Origin of the sequence: Sphingomonas beigongshangi (assembly GCF_016820445.1) — a bacterium.
In the GTDB taxonomy this organism is placed as follows: domain Bacteria; phylum Pseudomonadota; class Alphaproteobacteria; order Sphingomonadales; family Sphingomonadaceae; genus Sphingomonas; species Sphingomonas beigongshangi.
The window spans coordinates 27,362-45,763 of sequence record NZ_JADHDT010000013.1; the positions used below are offsets into that span (position 1 = coordinate 27,362).

At 63.2% G+C, this 18,402-nt stretch carries 21 protein-coding genes; 9 read left to right on the plus strand and 12 right to left on the minus strand.

Features of this window, described 5'->3' with window-relative positions; translation table 11 throughout:
- Positions 1–135: 135 nt before the first annotated feature.
- From IQ292_RS17160 to IQ292_RS17170, 3 genes are read right to left on the minus strand one after another with little or no spacing between them, the layout of a single operon-like run.
- Positions 136–696: a toll/interleukin-1 receptor domain-containing protein gene (locus tag IQ292_RS17160; RefSeq protein ID WP_076711807.1), complete on the minus strand. Its 561-nt coding sequence runs from the start codon at positions 694–696 to the stop codon at positions 136–138.
- Positions 697–710: 14 nt separating this feature from the next.
- The gene (locus tag IQ292_RS17165; RefSeq protein WP_042491036.1) at positions 711–1,193 is read right to left on the minus strand and encodes a TIR domain-containing protein; all 483 of its coding nucleotides are present in this window, start codon (positions 1,191–1,193) and stop codon (positions 711–713) included.
- A 34-nt stretch (positions 1,194–1,227) separates the two neighbouring features.
- Positions 1,228–2,670, minus strand: coding sequence for an SIR2 family protein (locus IQ292_RS17170; RefSeq protein ID WP_042491038.1), 1,443 nt, complete (start codon positions 2,668–2,670; stop codon positions 1,228–1,230).
- Positions 2,671–2,921: 251 nt separating this feature from the next.
- On the opposite strand from IQ292_RS17170, the gene IQ292_RS17175 reads away from it, so the two are divergent.
- Positions 2,922–3,095 carry a hypothetical protein gene (locus tag IQ292_RS17175; protein WP_157013792.1) on the plus strand — a complete coding sequence of 58 codons (174 nt, stop codon included), beginning with the start codon at positions 2,922–2,924 and terminating at the stop codon, positions 3,093–3,095.
- 50 nt (positions 3,096–3,145) lie between these two features.
- Here the strand turns inward: IQ292_RS17175 and mobF are convergent, their stop codons facing one another.
- Together mobF and IQ292_RS17185 are read right to left on the minus strand one after the other, a co-directional pair.
- A complete protein-coding gene (mobF, locus tag IQ292_RS17180) occupies positions 3,146–6,508 on the minus strand; it encodes a MobF family relaxase (RefSeq protein ID WP_203311544.1) in 3,363 nt (1,120 codons plus the stop codon).
- A complete protein-coding gene (locus tag IQ292_RS17185; RefSeq protein ID WP_042491041.1) occupies positions 6,505–7,302 on the minus strand; it encodes a hypothetical protein in 798 nt (265 codons plus the stop codon). The genes mobF and IQ292_RS17185 overlap by 4 nt, the downstream gene beginning before the upstream one ends.
- Before the next feature lie 116 nt (positions 7,303–7,418).
- Here IQ292_RS17185 and IQ292_RS17190 point away from each other — a divergent pair, with 116 nt between their 5' ends.
- The gene (locus tag IQ292_RS17190) at positions 7,419–7,844 is read left to right on the plus strand and encodes a helix-turn-helix transcriptional regulator (protein ID WP_167334735.1); all 426 of its coding nucleotides are present in this window, start codon (positions 7,419–7,421) and stop codon (positions 7,842–7,844) included.
- Positions 7,845–7,846: 2 nt separating this feature from the next.
- On the plus strand, positions 7,847–8,113 hold the full coding sequence (locus IQ292_RS17195; protein ID WP_042491045.1) for a hypothetical protein: 267 nt from the start codon (positions 7,847–7,849) through the stop codon (positions 8,111–8,113).
- A gap of 463 nt (positions 8,114–8,576) precedes the next feature.
- Here the strand turns inward: IQ292_RS17195 and IQ292_RS17200 are convergent, their stop codons facing one another.
- Positions 8,577–9,170, minus strand: a complete 594-nt coding sequence (locus IQ292_RS17200) for a hypothetical protein (RefSeq protein WP_157013793.1) — start codon at positions 9,168–9,170, stop codon at positions 8,577–8,579.
- Positions 9,163–9,444, minus strand: a complete 282-nt coding sequence (locus IQ292_RS17205; protein ID WP_042491054.1) for a hypothetical protein — start codon at positions 9,442–9,444, stop codon at positions 9,163–9,165. The genes IQ292_RS17200 and IQ292_RS17205 overlap by 8 nt, the downstream gene beginning before the upstream one ends.
- Positions 9,445–9,519: 75 nt before the next feature.
- On the opposite strand from IQ292_RS17205, the gene IQ292_RS17210 reads away from it, so the two are divergent.
- The gene (locus IQ292_RS17210) at positions 9,520–9,768 is read left to right on the plus strand and encodes a helix-turn-helix domain-containing protein (RefSeq protein ID WP_042491057.1); all 249 of its coding nucleotides are present in this window, start codon (positions 9,520–9,522) and stop codon (positions 9,766–9,768) included.
- Between the two features lie 646 nt (positions 9,769–10,414).
- On the opposite strand, the gene IQ292_RS17215 is transcribed toward IQ292_RS17210, so the two are convergent.
- The 4 genes from IQ292_RS17215 to IQ292_RS17225 all read right to left on the minus strand — a co-directional run bounded on the left by IQ292_RS17215 (position 10,415) and on the right by IQ292_RS17225 (position 13,103).
- Complete coding sequence (locus IQ292_RS17215) at positions 10,415–11,368, minus strand: replication initiator protein A (protein WP_042491059.1); 954 nt, start codon at positions 11,366–11,368, stop codon at positions 10,415–10,417.
- Between the two features lie 46 nt (positions 11,369–11,414).
- The gene (locus tag IQ292_RS17930; protein WP_369386100.1) at positions 11,415–11,696 is read right to left on the minus strand and encodes a ribbon-helix-helix domain-containing protein; all 282 of its coding nucleotides are present in this window, start codon (positions 11,694–11,696) and stop codon (positions 11,415–11,417) included.
- 2 nt (positions 11,697–11,698) lie between these two features.
- A complete protein-coding gene (locus tag IQ292_RS17220; protein ID WP_042491062.1) occupies positions 11,699–12,346 on the minus strand; it encodes a ParA family protein in 648 nt (215 codons plus the stop codon).
- A gap of 229 nt (positions 12,347–12,575) precedes the next feature.
- The gene (locus IQ292_RS17225) at positions 12,576–13,103 is read right to left on the minus strand and encodes an SIMPL domain-containing protein (RefSeq protein WP_203311553.1); all 528 of its coding nucleotides are present in this window, start codon (positions 13,101–13,103) and stop codon (positions 12,576–12,578) included.
- A 336-nt stretch (positions 13,104–13,439) separates the two neighbouring features.
- Between IQ292_RS17225 and IQ292_RS17230 the strand changes: the two genes are divergently transcribed.
- The 3 genes from IQ292_RS17230 to IQ292_RS17240 all read left to right on the plus strand — a co-directional run bounded on the left by IQ292_RS17230 (position 13,440) and on the right by IQ292_RS17240 (position 16,067).
- Positions 13,440–13,673, plus strand: a complete 234-nt coding sequence (locus tag IQ292_RS17230; protein WP_236626754.1) for an arylsulfatase regulator — start codon at positions 13,440–13,442, stop codon at positions 13,671–13,673.
- A 58-nt stretch (positions 13,674–13,731) separates the two neighbouring features.
- The gene (locus tag IQ292_RS17235; RefSeq protein ID WP_203311545.1) at positions 13,732–14,523 is read left to right on the plus strand and encodes a hypothetical protein; all 792 of its coding nucleotides are present in this window, start codon (positions 13,732–13,734) and stop codon (positions 14,521–14,523) included.
- A 119-nt stretch (positions 14,524–14,642) separates the two neighbouring features.
- The gene (locus IQ292_RS17240) at positions 14,643–16,067 is read left to right on the plus strand and encodes a transposase (RefSeq protein WP_203311546.1); all 1,425 of its coding nucleotides are present in this window, start codon (positions 14,643–14,645) and stop codon (positions 16,065–16,067) included.
- 6 nt (positions 16,068–16,073) lie between these two features.
- On the opposite strand, the gene IQ292_RS17245 is transcribed toward IQ292_RS17240, so the two are convergent.
- A complete protein-coding gene (locus IQ292_RS17245) occupies positions 16,074–16,640 on the minus strand; it encodes a recombinase family protein (RefSeq protein WP_203311547.1) in 567 nt (188 codons plus the stop codon).
- Between the two features lie 368 nt (positions 16,641–17,008).
- Here IQ292_RS17245 and IQ292_RS17250 point away from each other — a divergent pair, with 368 nt between their 5' ends.
- Entirely contained in the window at positions 17,009–17,200 is a 192-nt protein-coding gene (locus IQ292_RS17250) for a hypothetical protein (protein ID WP_203311548.1), read from the plus strand.
- A gap of 200 nt (positions 17,201–17,400) precedes the next feature.
- Entirely contained in the window at positions 17,401–18,354 is a 954-nt protein-coding gene (locus IQ292_RS17255; RefSeq protein ID WP_203311549.1) for a hypothetical protein, read from the plus strand.
- Positions 18,355–18,402: the final 48 nt, after the last annotated feature.

Consider the following 18,402-nt stretch of genomic DNA (forward strand, 5'->3'; position numbering starts at 1 on the left):
TTGCTAGTTTGGCAGAAAGGTAGACCTTTCTACCTCCGATAATGGCAACCCGTGTGCGCCATGGCGAAAGTAGCTGACTCTACCCGCCTCCTGATGCCGCGTTCGCGGTCGCCGAAAAGCTCAAGGGATGATCGATCAGGCGGCAACGCTCCACGCTCTGAAGCTACTATCCGCGCCCTTGACCCTGATATCATCGCGCCTGCGTGTAGCTACGCCGATCGAAGCCATGTCGACCGTATCATAGAGATTAAGATATTCCTGGCTCGTATATGATCGATCCGCAGCGGTGACGGGGAAAATGAAAACGCGCCGGGACGGATGGGTGAAGGCATCGAAATAGCCCAATTCCCACGGACACCACTTGGACTTGGTGGCATTCGCCGAATGCAGATAGAGCAGCGTCCGGCACTGGCGCATCCGCCCTCTGATCTTCTCGGCGGTCGCCCGCGTTACGGCGGTACGGTCTAGCAGCGGATCGTCGATCCAGTCGACATAGACGGACAGCCCCTTTTCCTCGAGCAGCTGCTTGGCTCCAAGGACAAGTTCCTGATCCATGAAAGAATGCGACAGGAATACATCGAAGGAAGATTGGTATGTGTCACGCGATTCGCGCAACAAAATGCCCGCAGACTTGAACGTAGCTGCTTTCGCACGAGCAGCGGCAGCCCGGACCTCAGATTCGGTAACGTAGGACATGATCGATCTCGCCTTTAACGACCGGCGCGCTGGGCAGCGGCTTCAACCCATGACGAAAAGTTCTTTCTGCCGTCACCCTGCAACCAGGAATAGGTAGGGTAAGTCACTCTGGTCCCGAACCGATCGGTAAGCGCAAGCTTTGCAATCGGATCGGCCCCGGCCGGATCAACGGTGCCGTTACTATCCTTCATGCCAGCTAAGTGCACACCAAGGATGCCGCGTCCCTCGCGGTGGGCCTTGCGGATCTCATACTCCACCCACGGCCTCGTATGCGTATCGCGACCGATCAGTACCGCTACCACGCTACTGCCGTTCATCTGCGTATCGATCCAGTTCTGGATCGCCTGCGGGCCCTTGCGCATGATTTCTTCCCACGACGCATGGTCGACAATAGTGTTGGAATCACGACTTCCCGGGAGCATCCAGGCATTGCGGACCTGCGACACGCGCCATGCATCTCGCGCGAAGTGAAAGCTGAAGAATACCCGCCTCGCCAATGCCGTTCTCCAAAATGTTCATCACAAACGATTTTCAGCGTGCGATCCGCTTAATGATTTTCAAAACCGCATCAGCGAGTTGATCTGGCGTTGCCGAGGCGTCTGACAATATGCGCAACTCATCGTCCGTGGGGCGCCGGGCATTACTGCCAGCCGACGGAAGGGCTGACGTCAGCAACTCATTGGCGATAACCGAGGCAGCGCCTCCGGTGGCTCCAACAGGCAATAGAAATGCACCTCTACCATCGGCGAGGGCGCGCTCTTCGAACACACCGGTGGCAGACACCAGTCCGCCGGACTCGATCTTCGCACCGCCCACGAAAACCACGATACCCGCCAAGCGCGCCAACTCACCACGCAACTCTGCCCAATGCTGACGATCCGGCTCAGCGTCACCGACCGGTTGCGGAAAGGGACGAACAACCAACCGCCGATCAAAGTCCCACTCACCGCGCCCCTGCATGGTTTCGAGGAACCCTGACAGCGAGGCTGATCCGACCAACAGCCCGGCCCCGGATAGCATGAAAAGATCTGTCGATCCGATCCTACGCCCGATCGCGCGCGCTACATCGTGAACGAACCCCGCGCTAGTATCACCGGCATCGAGCGGCCAGCTACCCGACACCCATATCCGACGACGTGCCACACGCCGTTCGAGTTCATCCATCAATTCATCAATTTCAGCGAACGCATCGATCTCAACGACGACAAGACCATAGCGTCGCAAGTCGCGCACCCAATAGTCATGCCGCTTCAACCGGGCGGCGTGGGCATCATTAGACCCAAAATCCGCCCGTTGTGGCCGCCGTGCGATCATGAAGTGTCGGGGCGGGGTCGTTGGAAAATGCTCACGCAGCAAGGCAAGCACGTGGCGGACGTTCGGGTCCGTCAGGCTCATGCCCACGAACAGGAAGGTCATTCCTGTCAAATGAGCGTGCAGCAAACCCAAAAATGCACCGCGCCGCTGCCGGTACAGTTCGTAATCCTCGGTGGAAATTACGAGATCATCAACTGCATCGATGGTCCCGTGCATCTTGTAAATGCGGACCGCTCCCGCGCGGCGCTTGCGCAGTGCCAACTGCTCCTGGTTGGCCCGAACATCAATCGGCCGCCCAAGCTCGCCGAACGCACGCTCGATCAGCCGGTCGTAATTCGTCGTCCACACCTCGCGGATCGGCAGCCTTGCCAGCGACAGCAGCGCCGAGGGGATGGCATGATCCGGCTCTATCTGCTCCCGTATGGCATTTAGCACGGTCGTGCGGTTCGAATGATCCGCACCGATCGCCCATTGAGCAACTGCCGTAAGATCGTCGACGTCCTCGATTTCGAGGCCGAGATCACCAGCAATTTCCTGCAGCAACCCCTTCCACGAGGGATACCCGGCGGCCATGGAAGTGCCGGCACCGACAAGAACCGAAGCACCATCCTCAGCAAGCGCTGAGGTGTACTCTCTCAAAAATACATCGCGATCGCTCAAACGGCACCGGCGAAGATTATCAGCATCATTCGTTCACAATACGTTCTTCCGAAAAACGTTTCAAGTCGCGCGGTCTGCCGTCGACCATGACCAGCCGCGGCGCGCAATGCGTATCGATCCAATCGGTGATCTCGCCGGCCTCACCGCTGCTATGTCATTCGAGATAGCTGCCTTCATCACCACCGCCTGATTGGGTGTTTGACGCAGCACAGCCCTAGCATGCAGCTCCTGCCGAGTGATATGACACGGCCATGCGCACGGTCCCCTTTCCCCGCACACCCGCCGAGGCCCGTGAATGCCTTGCGCTGGCAGCTGAAGGCGCGATCGCGGTCGAACGCGACGGATCGCCCATGATCGCCATCGTGCCGGTCGAAGAATATGAGCGCCTCGTCGCACTCGACAGGGCGGAAGCTGCGGAAGATTGAGCGAAGCCGGGTGAGCATGCCACACCCGAAACATACCTATCCACCTCGAATCACATCTCCATTTCCCGATCCCGTTCGCGACCACCTCCGCCCATGCCGGGGCCATCGAGCCGTAGCTGCCGCTCGGGAATGCGGGCGTCGAGCGCCTTCTCCAGCGCGGGCTGCCGCGCCATACGGTCCTCGAGCCGCTCCAGGCGTCGCTCGGCCCGGTCTTCGATCCCCGGCGTTTCGCCCGCACCCCGGTCACCCGACGCCGACCGCCAGTCGGCCACGAACCGGTCGGCATAGGCGCGAGGATCGGCGCGCGCTTGCCCCTCCTCCTCCCAGACCTGCCGCAACTCGCCGGGAGCAGATTGCTCCAGACCGCGTACCGGGTCGGCGCTGCGGTCCAGCACGATCCGCAGATCCTCGGCCGCAGAGGACCGGACCCGGTCGAGCGCGGCCGAGGCTGCGTCCAGCTCGCGCACCTGGGACGACGACAGCCCCCGCCCGTCCTCGCGCATCCGCTCGGCTGCCAGAAACAACTGGGCGTAACGCTCCAGCGCCCGGTCGAGCGGGGAGCCCGCATCCGGCAACCGGATGGCGTCGGTTGCCTGGCCACGCTCGACCACGTCGAGCGCCGAGGTCTTGTCGCCGGTGTTGCGGGTAATGTGCCGTTCGACCTTCCGCCCGTCGTCGACCACCAGCGCCACCTTGTCCGCCACGCGGGTCAGCGCAACCAGGAACGACCGTTCGGTCAACAGCTTTCGCTCCGACGACCGCATCGCCACGATGCCGTGCTCGGTGGTGACCCCCTGCGCGACATGGACGTTGATCGCGTAGGCGAGGTCCAGCCGTTCGGCCATGCGATCACCCGACCCGATCTCGTGCACGGTGCCGTCGATGAGCGAGGACACGACCAACCTGCCCCGCCCCACTTCTTCTACCCGCGCCATCGCGCCGTTATCGAGACCGCGGGTCCGGTCGTTGTCGCTCCAGCGGATACGGTCGCCGACGTGCAGCTCGACCTGCTTCAATGCGAAGATCGATACGGCATCGCGATCGAGGTTTTTCGCCAAGCGGTCGGGGCGGAGCGACTTCTCGGTCCCGTCGGCCATGCCGAGCCGCACCCGATCGCCATCGACGCCGGTCACGATACCGCGATCACCGTGCTTCAGGTTCTGGCTCGGCAGGTTCGTGCGGACCTCGACCACATGGCCGGGCCGGTAGGCGCGCATCAGCCGCGCGCCTTCCCTGGTAGCGTTGACCCGGTCGAGCACGGTGAACGGCGTGCCCGTGGCAGCAATCTCGCCGCTCGCCTTCAGTTCGGCCTGCACCGCCTGATTGGCCTCGCTGCGCATGGCGCGGCCGGCGGTCAGCAGGAGGGTGGCGTCACGCTGCTCTTGCGGCAGCGCTACCCAGTGCACCGCGGCGGTCATTGCCACCGCGTTCCCCGGCACCTCGGTCGTGGCAGCCCTGAGTATCTCGAACGTGCCCGACACATCACCGCGGTCGAGCGCGGCGGTGACCGCCTTCATCTGATCGGACCGGGAACGCAAATTCTCGGTGATATGGGCCGTGGCGACGCCGGCTTTCTGGCTCGCCTCGAACGGCTTGCCCGCCGCGATCGCCGTCAGCTGGCGGGTATCGCCGGTCTGCACGACACGCGCGACGCCGGTGATGTTGGCAAGCCGCACGATCCGCTCCATGTCGCGCGTACCGAGCTGCCCGGCCTCCTCGACCATGACGATCGCACCCGACAGCTGCGCCTTCACGCGCGCGACCTGTTCCGGCCGGGCCGTGCCGTCGATCACGCGGGCATGACGCGCCAGGAAGCGGGCGACCGTGCTCACGTCGGCGCCGGTGTCGCGCCCGAACTCGCTCGCCTTCACGCTGGCGATGGCCAGGCCGATCACCCCCCGGCCCTCGGCCTTCGCTACCGCCGTTACCGGCGCCATCGCGGTGGACTTGCCGCGTCCCGACCCGCCCTGCACGTTGACCACGCGGTCGGACGAGGACAGCATCAACACGGCCGCGGCTTCCTGACCCGGGTTGAGGCGATGCAGCCCCAGCTCGCGTGCCGCCTCCTGCGCACGGATTGCGGCATCAACCGGCGGAACGATCGGAGCGGACTGCCCCTTCCCCGCCTCGACTGCGGCAAGGTACGCCTGCTCGAGCCGCACCGACCCTTGCGTCGTCACCATGCGATCGCCGTCGCCGAGCAACAGGCCTTTCGCCTGTAGCAGCGCCAGCCGGGCCTCGATATCGGCAACCGTCACCGGTCCGCCGCGCGACAGGCCTTCGCGGATGAGCTCAAGCCGGTCGAACGCCGCCTCCCGCTCGCCCAAGTCGCGCACCGCCGATGCGACCGCCTGCGCCGCGGCATAGGCGCGCGGCTCCAGTCGCCCCAGTCGCTCAGGGACCAGTGGGTCGCCATCGCGCGGGGTCAGTCCCATGCGTCCGGCGATGGCAAGACCGCGCTCCCCTATTCCGCGCACGCCCCGCACCGTGCGCGTCCATACATCATGCCCCCGTCCCGCCTCCACCAGCGCGGCCTTCACCAACGCTGCCGGATCCAGCCCCTTCTCCGCGGCCAAACGCCGCCACCCTTCCGCGCGCTGCTCCGGGGCGAGTTCGGGCGACTTGGGGTCGCGCGTCGCCAGCGCCGCATATTCGCGCGTCTGCGGGGTGTTCTCCAATCCGCGCGCCTTGATGTACGCATCGATCTCGGCCGAGCGGACGGAGAATGCTTCCACCACCGCGCGCGACACGCCGGCGATCTCGAAAGCGCCGTTGCGGCCGTCGTGTCGGGGAATGGTGGCGAAGCCGAGCGTCTCGACCCGGCTGCGGAGCGCAGACAGGAACACCGCGTCCATGACGTGCTGGCGCTCGTACAGCTGGTCCGCGTGCAGCGCCCGCCACTTGCCGTCGGCGGTACGGGTCGCGTTGGCGATGACGTTGTGGACGTGGAGCTGCGGCTCACCGCTGCGGTTCACGTCGTGAAGGAAAGTTGCGGCGACGAACCGGCCGGTCACCTCGGGCACCTGGCCCCTGCCGTTCCAGACCCGCGCTTCCGCGATGTTGCGCTCCGTCCAGGCGAGGGTCGCCGCAGCCGCTTCGTGCACTGCGACCACCAACCGCGTGTCACCGCCCACCAGCGCCAGGATCGACACCGACTTGGGCACCGACATGGTGACGTCCCATCCCGCCCGGTGCTCACCCCGTTTGGCGTCGAGTACAACGCCGTTAGGCAGTTCGCCGGCGAGCACCTGTTCGAACCGGTCGGTGTCGACCGGACCGGACAGGCCCAGCTCGACCGCTCCCTCGCCTGCCCAGGCACTGGCACCTTCTGCCTGATCGGCGGTGTAGTAATTGTCCCGGGCGTAATAGGCGGCTGCGTCGGAGGCCGAACCGACTGCAGCAACCGAGATCACGGTCGGCCCTGCGGGGCGCCGGGCCTCGCCCGCACCACAACCTTGCCCGGTCGACCGGCGAACTGCGTCCGACAACTATCGGTCGCCAGCCGGTAGTTCACCAGCGCGCAGACCGCCTGATCCCCGCCACCCAGCAGGAAATTGGCCGAGCGGACGGCGACCCACGATAGCGGCAGCGCCATCGCCGCAAGGAAGTAGCTGCCGACGCAGAGTAACCAGACGACCGACAGCGCCGCACCGACCTTGCGACCCGACCAGTCCCTGTCCCAGACGGTGTAGCTGACCTTCGTCCGGGGCTGCTGCTCGAGGCTCCTGATGGCGGCGGTGTTCTCCCGCAACGCCTCGGTGTGATCGCGCTGCCGTTCGTCGATGGCATCCAGACGAGGTTGCCTGTCGATCCGTTCGGCAAGCAGCCGCATCTCCGCTCTGATCGGATTGAAGCTGGCGGTGATGCGCTCCGGCAAGCCCTTGATGAACTCGGTCCGGGCCCGCGTCAGCGCCAGCTGGTCCTCGCGCTCGAGCCTGTGCATGTCGCTCTCATGCGCCGCCCAGCTTTGGGCGATGCGGTCGATCTCCATGACCGCCTTGTCCAACCTGGTGCCGAAGGCGACGACGTCACCGGGGCCCAGTTGCTCGGGCCGGTCGAATACGGCCCGCCCCTCCCGCCACGCATCGAGACATTCCCGAACGAACGATTTGGCGAGTGTCGTGCGCTCGACGCCGCGCTCGGCCGCGCAACGGGTGAGATCCGCATCGTCATCGTCCCCGAGCCGCAAATTGACCTGACCGCCCATGAATTCCCTGCCCCTGTCCGGCGTAATACTGGTCGCCGGCACCACTCCCGTGCCATGATAGCATAGTGGCACGATTGCGCCATAATGAGCAGGATAAAGCAATAGGTCATGGCGACGTGAGCGGCGCATCCACTATCGGCGAGCGGATCAAGGCGGTACGGCTCAGGACCGGGTTGGGACAGGACGCGTTCGCGAAGGCGCTGGGCTATTCCAAGCGCGCGCTGGTCAGCTGGGAGCTGGGCGGGGCCGAGCCGCCGGTGGTTCTGATGGCGAAGCTCCGGCGCGACTACGATGTCGATCCCGAATGGGTGATCCTGGGCGAGGATACCATTCCTCGAAGCTACTACGGCCCGGTCGACTGGGACAGGCTCGATCGCCTGCGCGCCGACGTGGACGCCGTCTGCAGGGACGTCGGGCTGGAACTGCCTGACGAACGCAGTCAGGCGCTCGCGCGCGTGATATACGACGGAGGAGCGGACGCGGGCGCTGCCAACCGCAAGCAGCTGCGCGGTACGCTGCTCGCCTTGTCGCTGGGGGCCTGAAGATGAGCAGATCCAGAGATGAACAGCTGGCGGCTTGGACGGTCGAGACGCGGCGGGTCGGATTCAAGCGGCGCAACTGGCCAGTCGTACGCCGACTGGCGGCGCTGTGCACGGGACTGCTGCTGGCAGGGCTAGCGGCCCGTCTACTGGGCTATGCCCCTGCCCTCGCGGCTGTCTGCTGGATCGCCGCAGCTGTTACCGGCGCGGTCATGCTGATCTGGTTCTTCGACCCGCGCCGCTTCCGCGCACGGCCGTCCGGCACATCCTGACCGCACGGAAGCAGAGGCGAGCATCCGGGCTCGACATCGGCCGCTGCTGGCGCACCGATATTGTCCATGACGCCCGACGAGAGATGAGCCCGTGCCCCAAAGGGAGCAGTGCACGGATCGCTTGCTTGCGATCCTCATGTCGCTGCGCAGCCCGGTAAATCACGGCGTCCGTAGCGCCGTAGCATCCTTGTAGCACGTCAGAAGGCAGCTTTCGCGGAACCCGCAGCACAGCCGATATCCTGCTACAGCAATGGTAAATCACGGCTTTTTGCTCTGAACATGGCCGCTATCCATAGCGTGGTGTGTGCTCCTTCCCTGCACGATCCGGATGCTGGCGTATCGATGCCGTGGTGCTCCGGTATTCATTCCGGCTTCCGGCGGGGCACCCGGGCCGGCGTGTCAGCCGGCCAGCAAGCGAACTGTCATTCTACGCAGCTCGCCTTTTCAGCGGTGCGGTAGCGGTTCAGCGCGAGCTGCGGGACATATCGCCTGTCACCGGCGCTGCCGCTGCCAGAATCTTCTCAGCGGCACGACGCTCGCGCGCCTGGGCGCGTCGCTCCTCGCCTATTCGGGGATCACCGCCTTCCACCTCCAAACCGGGGGCAGGATCGGGTTCCTCCATCATCCGGATTCCCTTGGCACGTCGGACCACGTCCTTGCGCCTGGCGCGCTCCTGCTGGACCGCGCTGGTCATGTCGGATCTCAGAAGGACGTAATCGGGTTCGTACCGATGCTGGCGCATCAGCTCGGCAAGCGTGTGAACGGCGAGGTCGTCTCCGATTGCGGCGTGAACCGCGCGCAGCCAGCGCGGCGAGGCGTAACGGTGCCGCAGCGTCCAGATCCCTCGCCCCATCTCGGTCACGAGCAGGGCCACCCAGAGGACGAGCATGCCCCGTCCGGCGACGACCGGTCTGGCGCCGATCGCCTTGGCGATACCGATCGTCACGATCAGCATCGGCAGGAAGACCATGACGCTGATCGCATAAGGGACGACGTTCAGCTGGCTTACCTCCCACCGTGCGATCAGCCGGTCACCCACCGGGACGCGCTCAGTCACGCCAGGGATCATGGCTGCTGGCCGACCAGCTATCGTGATGCTGGAAGTGGTCATGAGTACCGCTGTCCCAGCGATCGTGGCGCTGCCAGTCGGACTCGTAATCGTGCGACCGGGTAGAACCGTAGGGATTGCCGGCGACGTCGGGGCTCCCCGCTCCAGCGATCGTCGGCAATCCGGTCGCCGGATTGATATCCGTGCCGTCGCTGCCAATTCCCGAGCGGCCCGGGAGCGTCCAGTCGTCGAACCAGGTGGCGATGCGCTCGAACAGCCTCATGTCAGCACTCCCGATCGGAAGTCTGCACGATATACGCTTTCCGTATATCTCTCAAGCCGGTCTAGATGCTTTGGGGTGCCCGCCTCCCCAGTCCCATCTGATCTGCACGCCCGCATCGTTGCTGCGCTGACCGTGGCACGGCGGGGCGCCAAGCTTCGTCAGGTTGACCTCGCGAAGCGGCTCGGATGGCAGCAGGCCTATGTATCGCGCTACGAAACCGGCGAGCGTCAGTTAAGCGTGGATGAATATGTCGCGGTCGCCTTGGCGATCGGGGTCGATCCGGTAGCCTTGCTCGGCGAGCTTCTCTCTCAAAACTGCTCGTAATCACAGCTCAGGACCGCCCATCGAGGCGTGCCTAGGCGCATCTGCCGACGATAACGCCCACCCGATTAACGTCGCGAACATCTGCTACGATGCCGAATGCGAGTTCGATGCCTTCTACGATCCAGCGCGATCGCACACACCGGCGAAAACCGACGATCGGTTCGGGGCATCTCCCCAGCCTACCCTTTCAACGAGCGTCACGCTGACAGGTACACACCGCCGGATCGGCTTAGCCTCTCTCGGAAGCCTGCGGCCGTTAGGCCGCTCTTGTGACGGCGATAGCCGGCACGCAACGAAGGCGCATTGCCTTTGGCAATCCTGCATTCTTTCTGCCCATCGGACCTGTGCTGTGGGGTTAAGTGATTCTGTTAAATAGGAATCGTTAAGAAGGTTAAGTGTCGAAAAGCAGACAAAAAACCGCGCTTTCGCAATGCCTTAATAAGATGGCTGGTGTGTGATCCCACGTGATTCGGTGTGTGATCCCACGATAGTGCGGTGTGTGATCCCACGACGGTCGGGTGTGTGATCCCACGATGATTGATCGTGGCTTTGCGGGTCTATTACTGGTCGAACACCACTCTCAACGTCCGCTGCCCACCGCCTCCACCGATACGGATGGGCCTTGCGGTGTGTGATACCACGATAGTCAGCGTTCTCCGGCGAGCTTGTCCATCAGGTCGTCCACCTCGGAGGCGCGGCGACGATCGGCATCGAACCGGTTCCGCCGCTCCTGCTCGGCTTCCAACCTGGCAGTCAGCGCCAGCGCCTCCGCTTCGCCCCGAAGCCGGAACAGCACGGCAGGACTGCCATCGGCCGTTGCCGCCATCTGCATCGCATAGTCAGGGAGCTGGTCGGCCTCCACCACTTTGCGCAGCATCCGGTTGAACTCTTTGGGTTTGCTGTCGCTGCCGGTCTTGTCGCGCAGCACCTCAACGCGACACGTCCATCCGCCCTTCTGGTTTCCAGCGTGCTTGCGCGCGATACGATACAGGGCGCGTTCCAGCCCGCCGGTCAGCAGGAAATAATCTTGGTGCATGGTGAGAAGCGACCGCTCCCCCATGATGCCTTCATACACCCAATCCGACAGTGTGATGGTCATCCCGCGCGGTTGATCGGTGTCCGGGTCCACCTCCAGCGTCCATTTGTCGAGCCAGTTGAAACCGGCCTTGGTGCGCCGCTTGGGTGCGCGGATCGAGGTCGATATGGAAGTCGTCTGAAGCCGCTGGAGTGCGGCTTGCAGCTCTTGATAGGCCCGGCCGCTGGTATCGCGCTTGATCGCCCTCAACAGGTCGTAGGACGTTGTTTTAAGTGTCCGCGGAAGGTCGTTAGCGCCCTGCTCCCGCATCCGGTTGAGCGTGGACGCCGCCCATATCAGGATATCGGCGTCCCAGATCGTCGCCATGCCATAGGCAGGGATCGCCTCGATCTTCACCCACGTCTCGCCGTCTGGGCTGCTATACTCGATAGGCTTCACCCGCTTGCGCTTCTGAAGCGAAAAAAACGGGCGCTCCATCGTCTCCCGCTGATCCTTCAGCGGGAGGTCCCCCATCAATGGGATGAACAGATCAAACTCGGGATTGGGATTCTGGCGCTTGGTCATGCTACTTCAATCCTGCCGTTCTGCATTATTGCAGATGTGCACATTTTCACACACGACCGAATTGCTTGGCGGCGTCATACTTGGCGACCAGCTCGCTTATCGCCTCGGCAAGGAGGTCTTGGTGACTGCGCCGGGTTCGCGCCGCCAGGACACGAAATGCCTCCGCTGTGGGATCGGCCGGATCGAAATATGCCCCGAGGTGATATTTCCCCGACCGCTTGCCACTCGATCGTGCTGCACTCGACGGAGCAGGCTGATGATCCGGCTCGGGTTCGGGAGGGGAGGGGGGCGCCACTGCAGGCCCCAACAGGGAAGTCCGTTTCGCCATAATCAAGCCTTCACATTTGCAGGTGTGCAACTCATCACATCATCAAATATGTATTTCTGCAAGGTTGCAATCTCTAGGGCGGCCTTGCCCTTCGGCTCGTGCTCGATAACTCCCAAGCCGTGAGGCCATGCCGCCCGGTAGGCGCTACGCTCCCGCAATACGGCACGCGCCACCCGCAAGCCGGTCGCCTCGGCAAGCGTTCTGGCATCATCGAGCAATGTGGTTGCGGTAGGGGGAGCGGCATTCAGCACAACCACGCCCGTTCGCCCGGTACTGGTGATGAGCTGCGCCGTACGCTTAATCGCATCGAGGTCGATCAATGACGGACGACAGGGGATGACGACCAGATCGGCACGCTGCGCCGCTGCGGCGGCTTCCGCACCCGCTGCCGGCGGTGTGTCGATGATCGTAAGCCCAAAGCCGTTAGCCTCTGCGGCGTCGATCGCCTGATCGAGGCGGCGCGCGCTGATCGGTTCGATATGGGGTGATTCGGCTGTCCGTCGCTCGCTCCAAGCAGTCGCACTCTCCTGCGGATCGAGGTCGAAAAGAGCGGTCTTTATCCCGGCCGCTTCGGCGGCAACCGCCAGATTCACCGCTAGCGTCGTTTTACCGACACCCCCTTTTTGCGCTGCAAGCGTGATTATATGCAAGTGTGCACACCCTCAATAATGCTGAATTGATGGTATGCAGAATGGCAGGATCGCACAACTGCTATTGCGCAACTACCTGATGCTCAGGGCAGGGTAGGGGGTTATGCCAACGACTAACCAGCCACGGGCCTCGCCTACGGCTATCCCGTTGGGGATGGTGAAGAGAGAATGTAGTCGGCTTCTCAAAACCTATGTCTAAGGGTGCTGGTGATATCCGAACGACTGTTGGTCACTTCGGCGCGAGCGCGAAATCGACCCGCGCCGCGACCACGCCGTTGTTCGTGCCGGCCATGACGGGCGGGGCGGCGCTCTGCATCGCGACCACGGGCGGCGGTGCTACGGGCATCGCCGTCATATCGCCGGCCTGCGGTAATTCGCCGCCAGTGCCGCCATCCCGGATCGAAAGCACCCGCACGATATGCAGCCCGGCCGCGGCGGCATATGCGTCCGCTTTCGCGCGTGCGGTTTTGTAGGCATTTCCGTAGCCGGTGAGGTTCGCCTTTTCCGGATCGGCGACCGAAAGGTCGGGGCCGGACACGATGTTGGCACCGGCGTCAGTGACGGCGGCGATCGCCGCGCCTACTTTGCCGGTGTCGCGCATCCGAACGGTGACGCTGTTGGCGACCTCGTACTGTCCCTTGTTCGCGCCCCAAGTGATGCGGTTCACCGACAGATTGCGAGTTTGGATATCCCGTTGGGCGACGCCTAACTGTAGGCGCTTGCAATCATAACGGCGCCTGCTCGCAAACAGCCAGATTTTCTGCTCACGCTATCTGCCACTGGCGCGTGGCAACCTGCTCAAATTATCTGCCAGTGTGCTCGCCATTATCCGGCGCTGCTTGCAAACGAGGCGTCGTGCTCACGCTTTCTACCAGTGGGTTCTCCAAACCCGTCGCCGGCAGACGCTTTTGCGAAGCACGTTTTCAGAACAGTTCTGACAAGCGGCGGGCAGCAGAAATGCGGTGCGGTCATGGCCCGCCGGCAAGGTCGTCAGAAAGGAAGGTTTTCGCGAACAGGGCCGGCGCGTCGTGCTAGGCGATGGAACCCCGCAAGCGGACAGGATGCGATGACCAGGACCGAAATGCTGGAAACGATGAAGCGTCTCGACGCCCATGCGAACGCCCTGTTGCTTACCGGGGCCTCCGATATCGATCTGCTCGGCGGCATGTTCGACGTGATGCCCGACTTCAAGGCGTTGCTCGACGCCGGATACGGCGGTGAAATCGACAAGAACGCTGGTCGCTTCCCCGGTTTGCATCGCTACGCCGTCATGCTCTCCAATGTCGCCGAGGGGATCGCGGAAGGTTCCATCCGGGTGCCGCGCTGACGCCCTGTTTCGCTGGCAGGGGATGTGAGCAGACCTTTATGATTGCGAGCAGCGCAGGATGATGGCGAGCACATTGGCAGATAGCGCGAGCAGATCGCCGAGCCGGTTGTCAGATAATCCGAGCAAAAAAAGGCTCTGTTTGCAAGCAAACGCCGCTACGATTGCAAGCACCTACACCTATGTGTGGCGGCTTGGCACTCCAGGCGATGCCGCGCTCACCGCCGTCAGCGTCTTCGACTCTCGTTGCGCCAATATCCACGTCGAGGAAACGAACGACCTCGCCTATACACCCTTCCCGCTGAAGCTGCTGGCCTCGCTCGCGCAGCTCTGCAGGTCGGTGAAGGACAAGCTCGCTGGCGAGATTTCAACGATCAAGGCTCGTACGCCGCAAGCTATCTCGGTGCCGACATGCAGCCCGACAAGCGAGGTAGGCCGTCTCCTCGCCGGCTTGGCCGCAGGTACTGATCCCGCCACGGTGGAAGCCCTAGCGACCTTGAACCAGGGCGAGTTGGATCGCCTCGCCCAGATTACCGCTGATCTCGCAGGTGATCCCGCGCGTGCCGCACGTCAGCTCGCCGCGTTGAGGACAAAGATCGATAACCAGGTCGCATCATTAGACCGCCTGTTCAGCGCCCTCGCTCCGGCAAATGCTGAAAGGCTGCGTCAGCTTGCCACAGCTAGGGAGGCGGCTCGGGAGGCGGCCATAGCGGCATCAGGAGCCCTGTTTCGGGACGAGCCCTTGCCGGCGATCGGCGGCGACGCATGGCGTGGGCTAGCCGCGGAGATTGACGCACTCAATCGTTGGGCGACTGACCTTCGCCAGCGTCAGGATGCAGTTAGGCTCCCCTAAAGATGACAAGAGCTTGCGGTTAGCCTGTTCAGAAAACGACCGGGGCTGTTGAAAAAGGCCGGGTGATCCGATCGCGTGCCTGGCGGGTTCCCCGCCTCGACACATCGGGAGCAGCGGCCATGATGGGCGAGCAACAGCGAGGCGGCAAGGGCGCAAGTTGGCGGGCGCTGGGAGCGATGATCCCCGCCGATCATATCCTACGCAGGATAGACGGGCTGATCGACCTGGGTGAACTGCGCCATGCGCTCGCCCCGCACTACAGTCGCCGAGGGCGTCCCTCGATCGCGCCCGAACTGCTGATCCGCATGTCACTGATCGCTCGCCTCTACGGCCTCACGTCGGAACGTCGGCTGTGCGAGGAAGTCCGCTTCAATTTGGCCTATCGCTGGTTCTGTCGTTTACCACTCGACGCGCCCGTGCCGCACCACTCGACGTTTAGCAAGAACCGGCATGGCCGCTTCCGCGATGCCGGCATCTTCCGCATCCTGTTCGAGCAGACTGTTCGGCGCTGCGCCGACGCGGGGCTGATTGCCCACAAGGATGCCGCAATCGACGCATCGTTCGTCGCAGCCGATGCAAGCTGGCAGCGCAAGATGCGGGACGCCGACATGGCCGCGCCTCGGCTTCCCCGCCCGGTTTGTGAATGGCTGGCGGATCAGGCCAATGCTCCACCGCAGGAACATGGGGTGCCGCGTGGCAAGCCGGCCGAGGTGTCACGCACCGATCCGGCGTCGGCGTGGTCTGCGCGCACGGCGCGGGGCCGGTTCGGCTATGCCCTGAATGTCCTGATCGACACGCCGGGAGGGGTGGCGATCGACGTGGAGGCCAGTCCCGCCCGCTTCGCGGCAGAAGTCGATGCGGGGCGGACCATGCTGGCACGGGCCGACGATCGGTTCGGCTACCGGCCAAAGCGTGTCGCGGCCGACACCGCCTATGGTAGCGCCGCGTTCCTGGCGTTTGTCACCGATCGCGGCACCATCCCGCATATCCCAGTGCTGGAACGCTCCGAGCAGACCAAGGGCAAATTCCCCCGCGAAGCCTTCCGCTATGAGCGGGAGCAGGGCCGCTATGTCTGCCCCGCTGGGAAGATACTGCCCTTTCGCGGTGCCGATCGTCGGGCCGGCTTCCTCCGATACAGCGCCAGTCCTGCCGATTGCCGCGCCTGTTACCTCAAACGGAAATGCACCGCAGGCAGCAACAGGTCGGTTACGCACAGCGAACATGAGGACGTGCGTGAGCTGGTGCGCGGCGAGATGCAGACGCCGCTATTCAAGCGGTCGATGCGGCTGCGTCGGGGCGTCGAGCGGGTGTTTGCCGATGCCAAGGGTAAGCGGGGGCTAACCCGTTTGCACCTTCGCGGCCTGCGCGGTGCCGAGGAAGAGTTTCTGTTGGGCGCGGCCATTGCCAATCTCGTGCTATTGGCCCGCCCTGACGCACGACCGGCACGGACCCGCCGCCCGCCCCCGGTGCCGGAACGGATCGACCACATGGCCCGGATCAGCCGGGGCCGGTTCGAGCAATCCTACTACGCTACGATCTTCTGACGCCAGTTAGCCAGGTTCGCGCTCGGCCGCAGGGAAGTGGCGATAGAAGGTAGAACGGCCGACCTGTAACAGCTTCGCGACCTTCGCCGGTTTGTCGCCGGCCTTGAGCAGCTTGCGGGCGGTATCGAGCATGTCGGGCGTCATTACGGACTTGCGGCCTCCACCCGTGCCGCCCTTTGCCCGTGCCACTGCCAAACCGGCGATCGTCCGTTCCTTTATCAGTTCGCGCTCCATCTCTGCGACGGAAGCGAGGATATGGAACAGCAGCCGGCCCGATGGGGTGGCCGTGTCGAACCCGTCCGTCAGCGATCGGAAATCAATCTTGCGAGCGGACAGGTCGGCCGCCAGTTCGATCAGGCCCCCGATCGATCGGCCAAGGCGATCGAGCTTCCATATCACCAGCGTATCGCCCGCCCGCACGAAATTGAGAGCTTCGGTCAGGCCGGGACGGTTCAGCTTCGCGCCGCTCACCTTGTCGGTGAACAGCTTTTCACAGCCAGCCTTGGTCAGCGCATCGGTTTGTAGCGTCAGGTCCTGCTCGGAAGTCGAGACACGCGCATAACCAACCAGCATGAGTCCCGTTATCCCATCTCAAACAGCGAATTTCGGGACTTATATTTCGGGAACATATTTTGGGAAAGCCCCAGCGGGGATAGGGCGTGTTTTTGTGCCGGTGCCGGTCGTCCCGTTGGAGGTTCCCAATCGGGAGAGCTCGACAGGTTGCCGGACATACATCGGTCGCTAGGATGTCCATATGCATCTGCGTTCGCTCAGCCTCGCCTTGCTCCTCCTAGGTGCTGCCGCCCCGAACGGTCACGTCAGCGGACCTGTGCAGTTTACGCTCGCGCCTGATCTGTCCCGCGGTGCGCTTACCGGGTTGCAGGTTCAGGTTCGCTTCCGCGCAGATGTTACCGGCATATGCGGCAGGGTTGCGGGATGGCATGAAGATCCTCGCCAGAATGGAGGGCGAGCCGGACAACGCGCTGGTGCCTTATGCCTTGTCGGTCGAGGACAAGGGGCAACGGCGTATAATTCGGTATCTGCCGCAAGGACGGGAACGGGTCACGGTGCAGCAGGTCCGCATCACGCACGCGCAAAGCCTAGAATGCCCACGCACCTTGGGCGGCTTATAGGGTACAAAGCGGGATCCAACAGCAGCTTGATGCCGATCATTTCACCATCAACTTCGAGAACATCCGCGTCGTCTCGCGTGCTGTTCTCGATCGGGGATGCCGTGTAGACACTCTCGGCTGTTCCCGCTCGTTCAGCAACCTTGCCGAGCGGGATAGCAGCGATGCACTGACGGCCTTCATCTCTAGCCTGAGACCGCACCATGAGATTGATCGTCCAACTCTGTATCATCGTGTCGGGGTTGATTGGCGCTGCCGTCCCCGCGTGCGCAGCGAATGTTGCCGGTATATGGGCGCTCCGCGCACAAGGCTCTACGCTAATGCTTTTTGAAGTGTCGCGCGGCCGGGAGGGTTGGACCGGATCGTGGACGCAGCCAAGCAAGTACGACACCGACGGTGAGTATTTCAACGACATCAGAGCTGATACTACCGTTCGACGTTCCCGCGAAGCGCGTAACATTCAAGATGGCGTCGAGCTTGTTTTCGATAATCCCTGGCCTGGGGGCGCACCGGATCATATTGCCATTCATGTGGATGACGCGGGCCACGCCTGCATGCAGTGGGCAGCCTTCAATTCGACCAAGTATAAGTTGACGCGAGTGGCGTCACGGACCGGGTTGGGTCCGTGGCAGGTTGATCGAGGGTATGTTCCTGACACGGTCCGATCAACCAACGACGCTATGACTGCCATCTTCAAAGCCGACCAAGCCGATCGCCTCGATCCGGCACACATCGACTGGAAAGTGGTCTCCGCTGCCGATCGCGCCCGGCGAAAACAGACTCAAACATTGCTAGATAATGGGGGATTGTCGAGCGGTGATGACTTCTATCATGCAGCGTTTGTTTTTCAGCATGGTGATAAGCCCGACGATTTTATCAGGGCACACGCACTGGCGATGATCGCCATTGCTCGCGGACGCCCAGACGCGACTTGGATCGGGGCAGCAACCCTCGATCGTTATCTTCAGTCCAGCGGCCGTCCGCAGATATACGGTACGCAGTTTACTCGACCAGCCACAGAATTCACGCAAGAGCCTTATCAACGTGGCCTGCTGTCTGATGCCATTCGCAAGGCCAGCAATGTTCCACCTTTAGCTGCGCAGGAGAGCCAGCGCGCGGCATGGGATCGTCGTATGCCGCTTGAAAAGACGCCCTAGTTACCGCCGGCTGCCTCGAAGCGTCCCGGACGCTGCCATTCCCTAAAT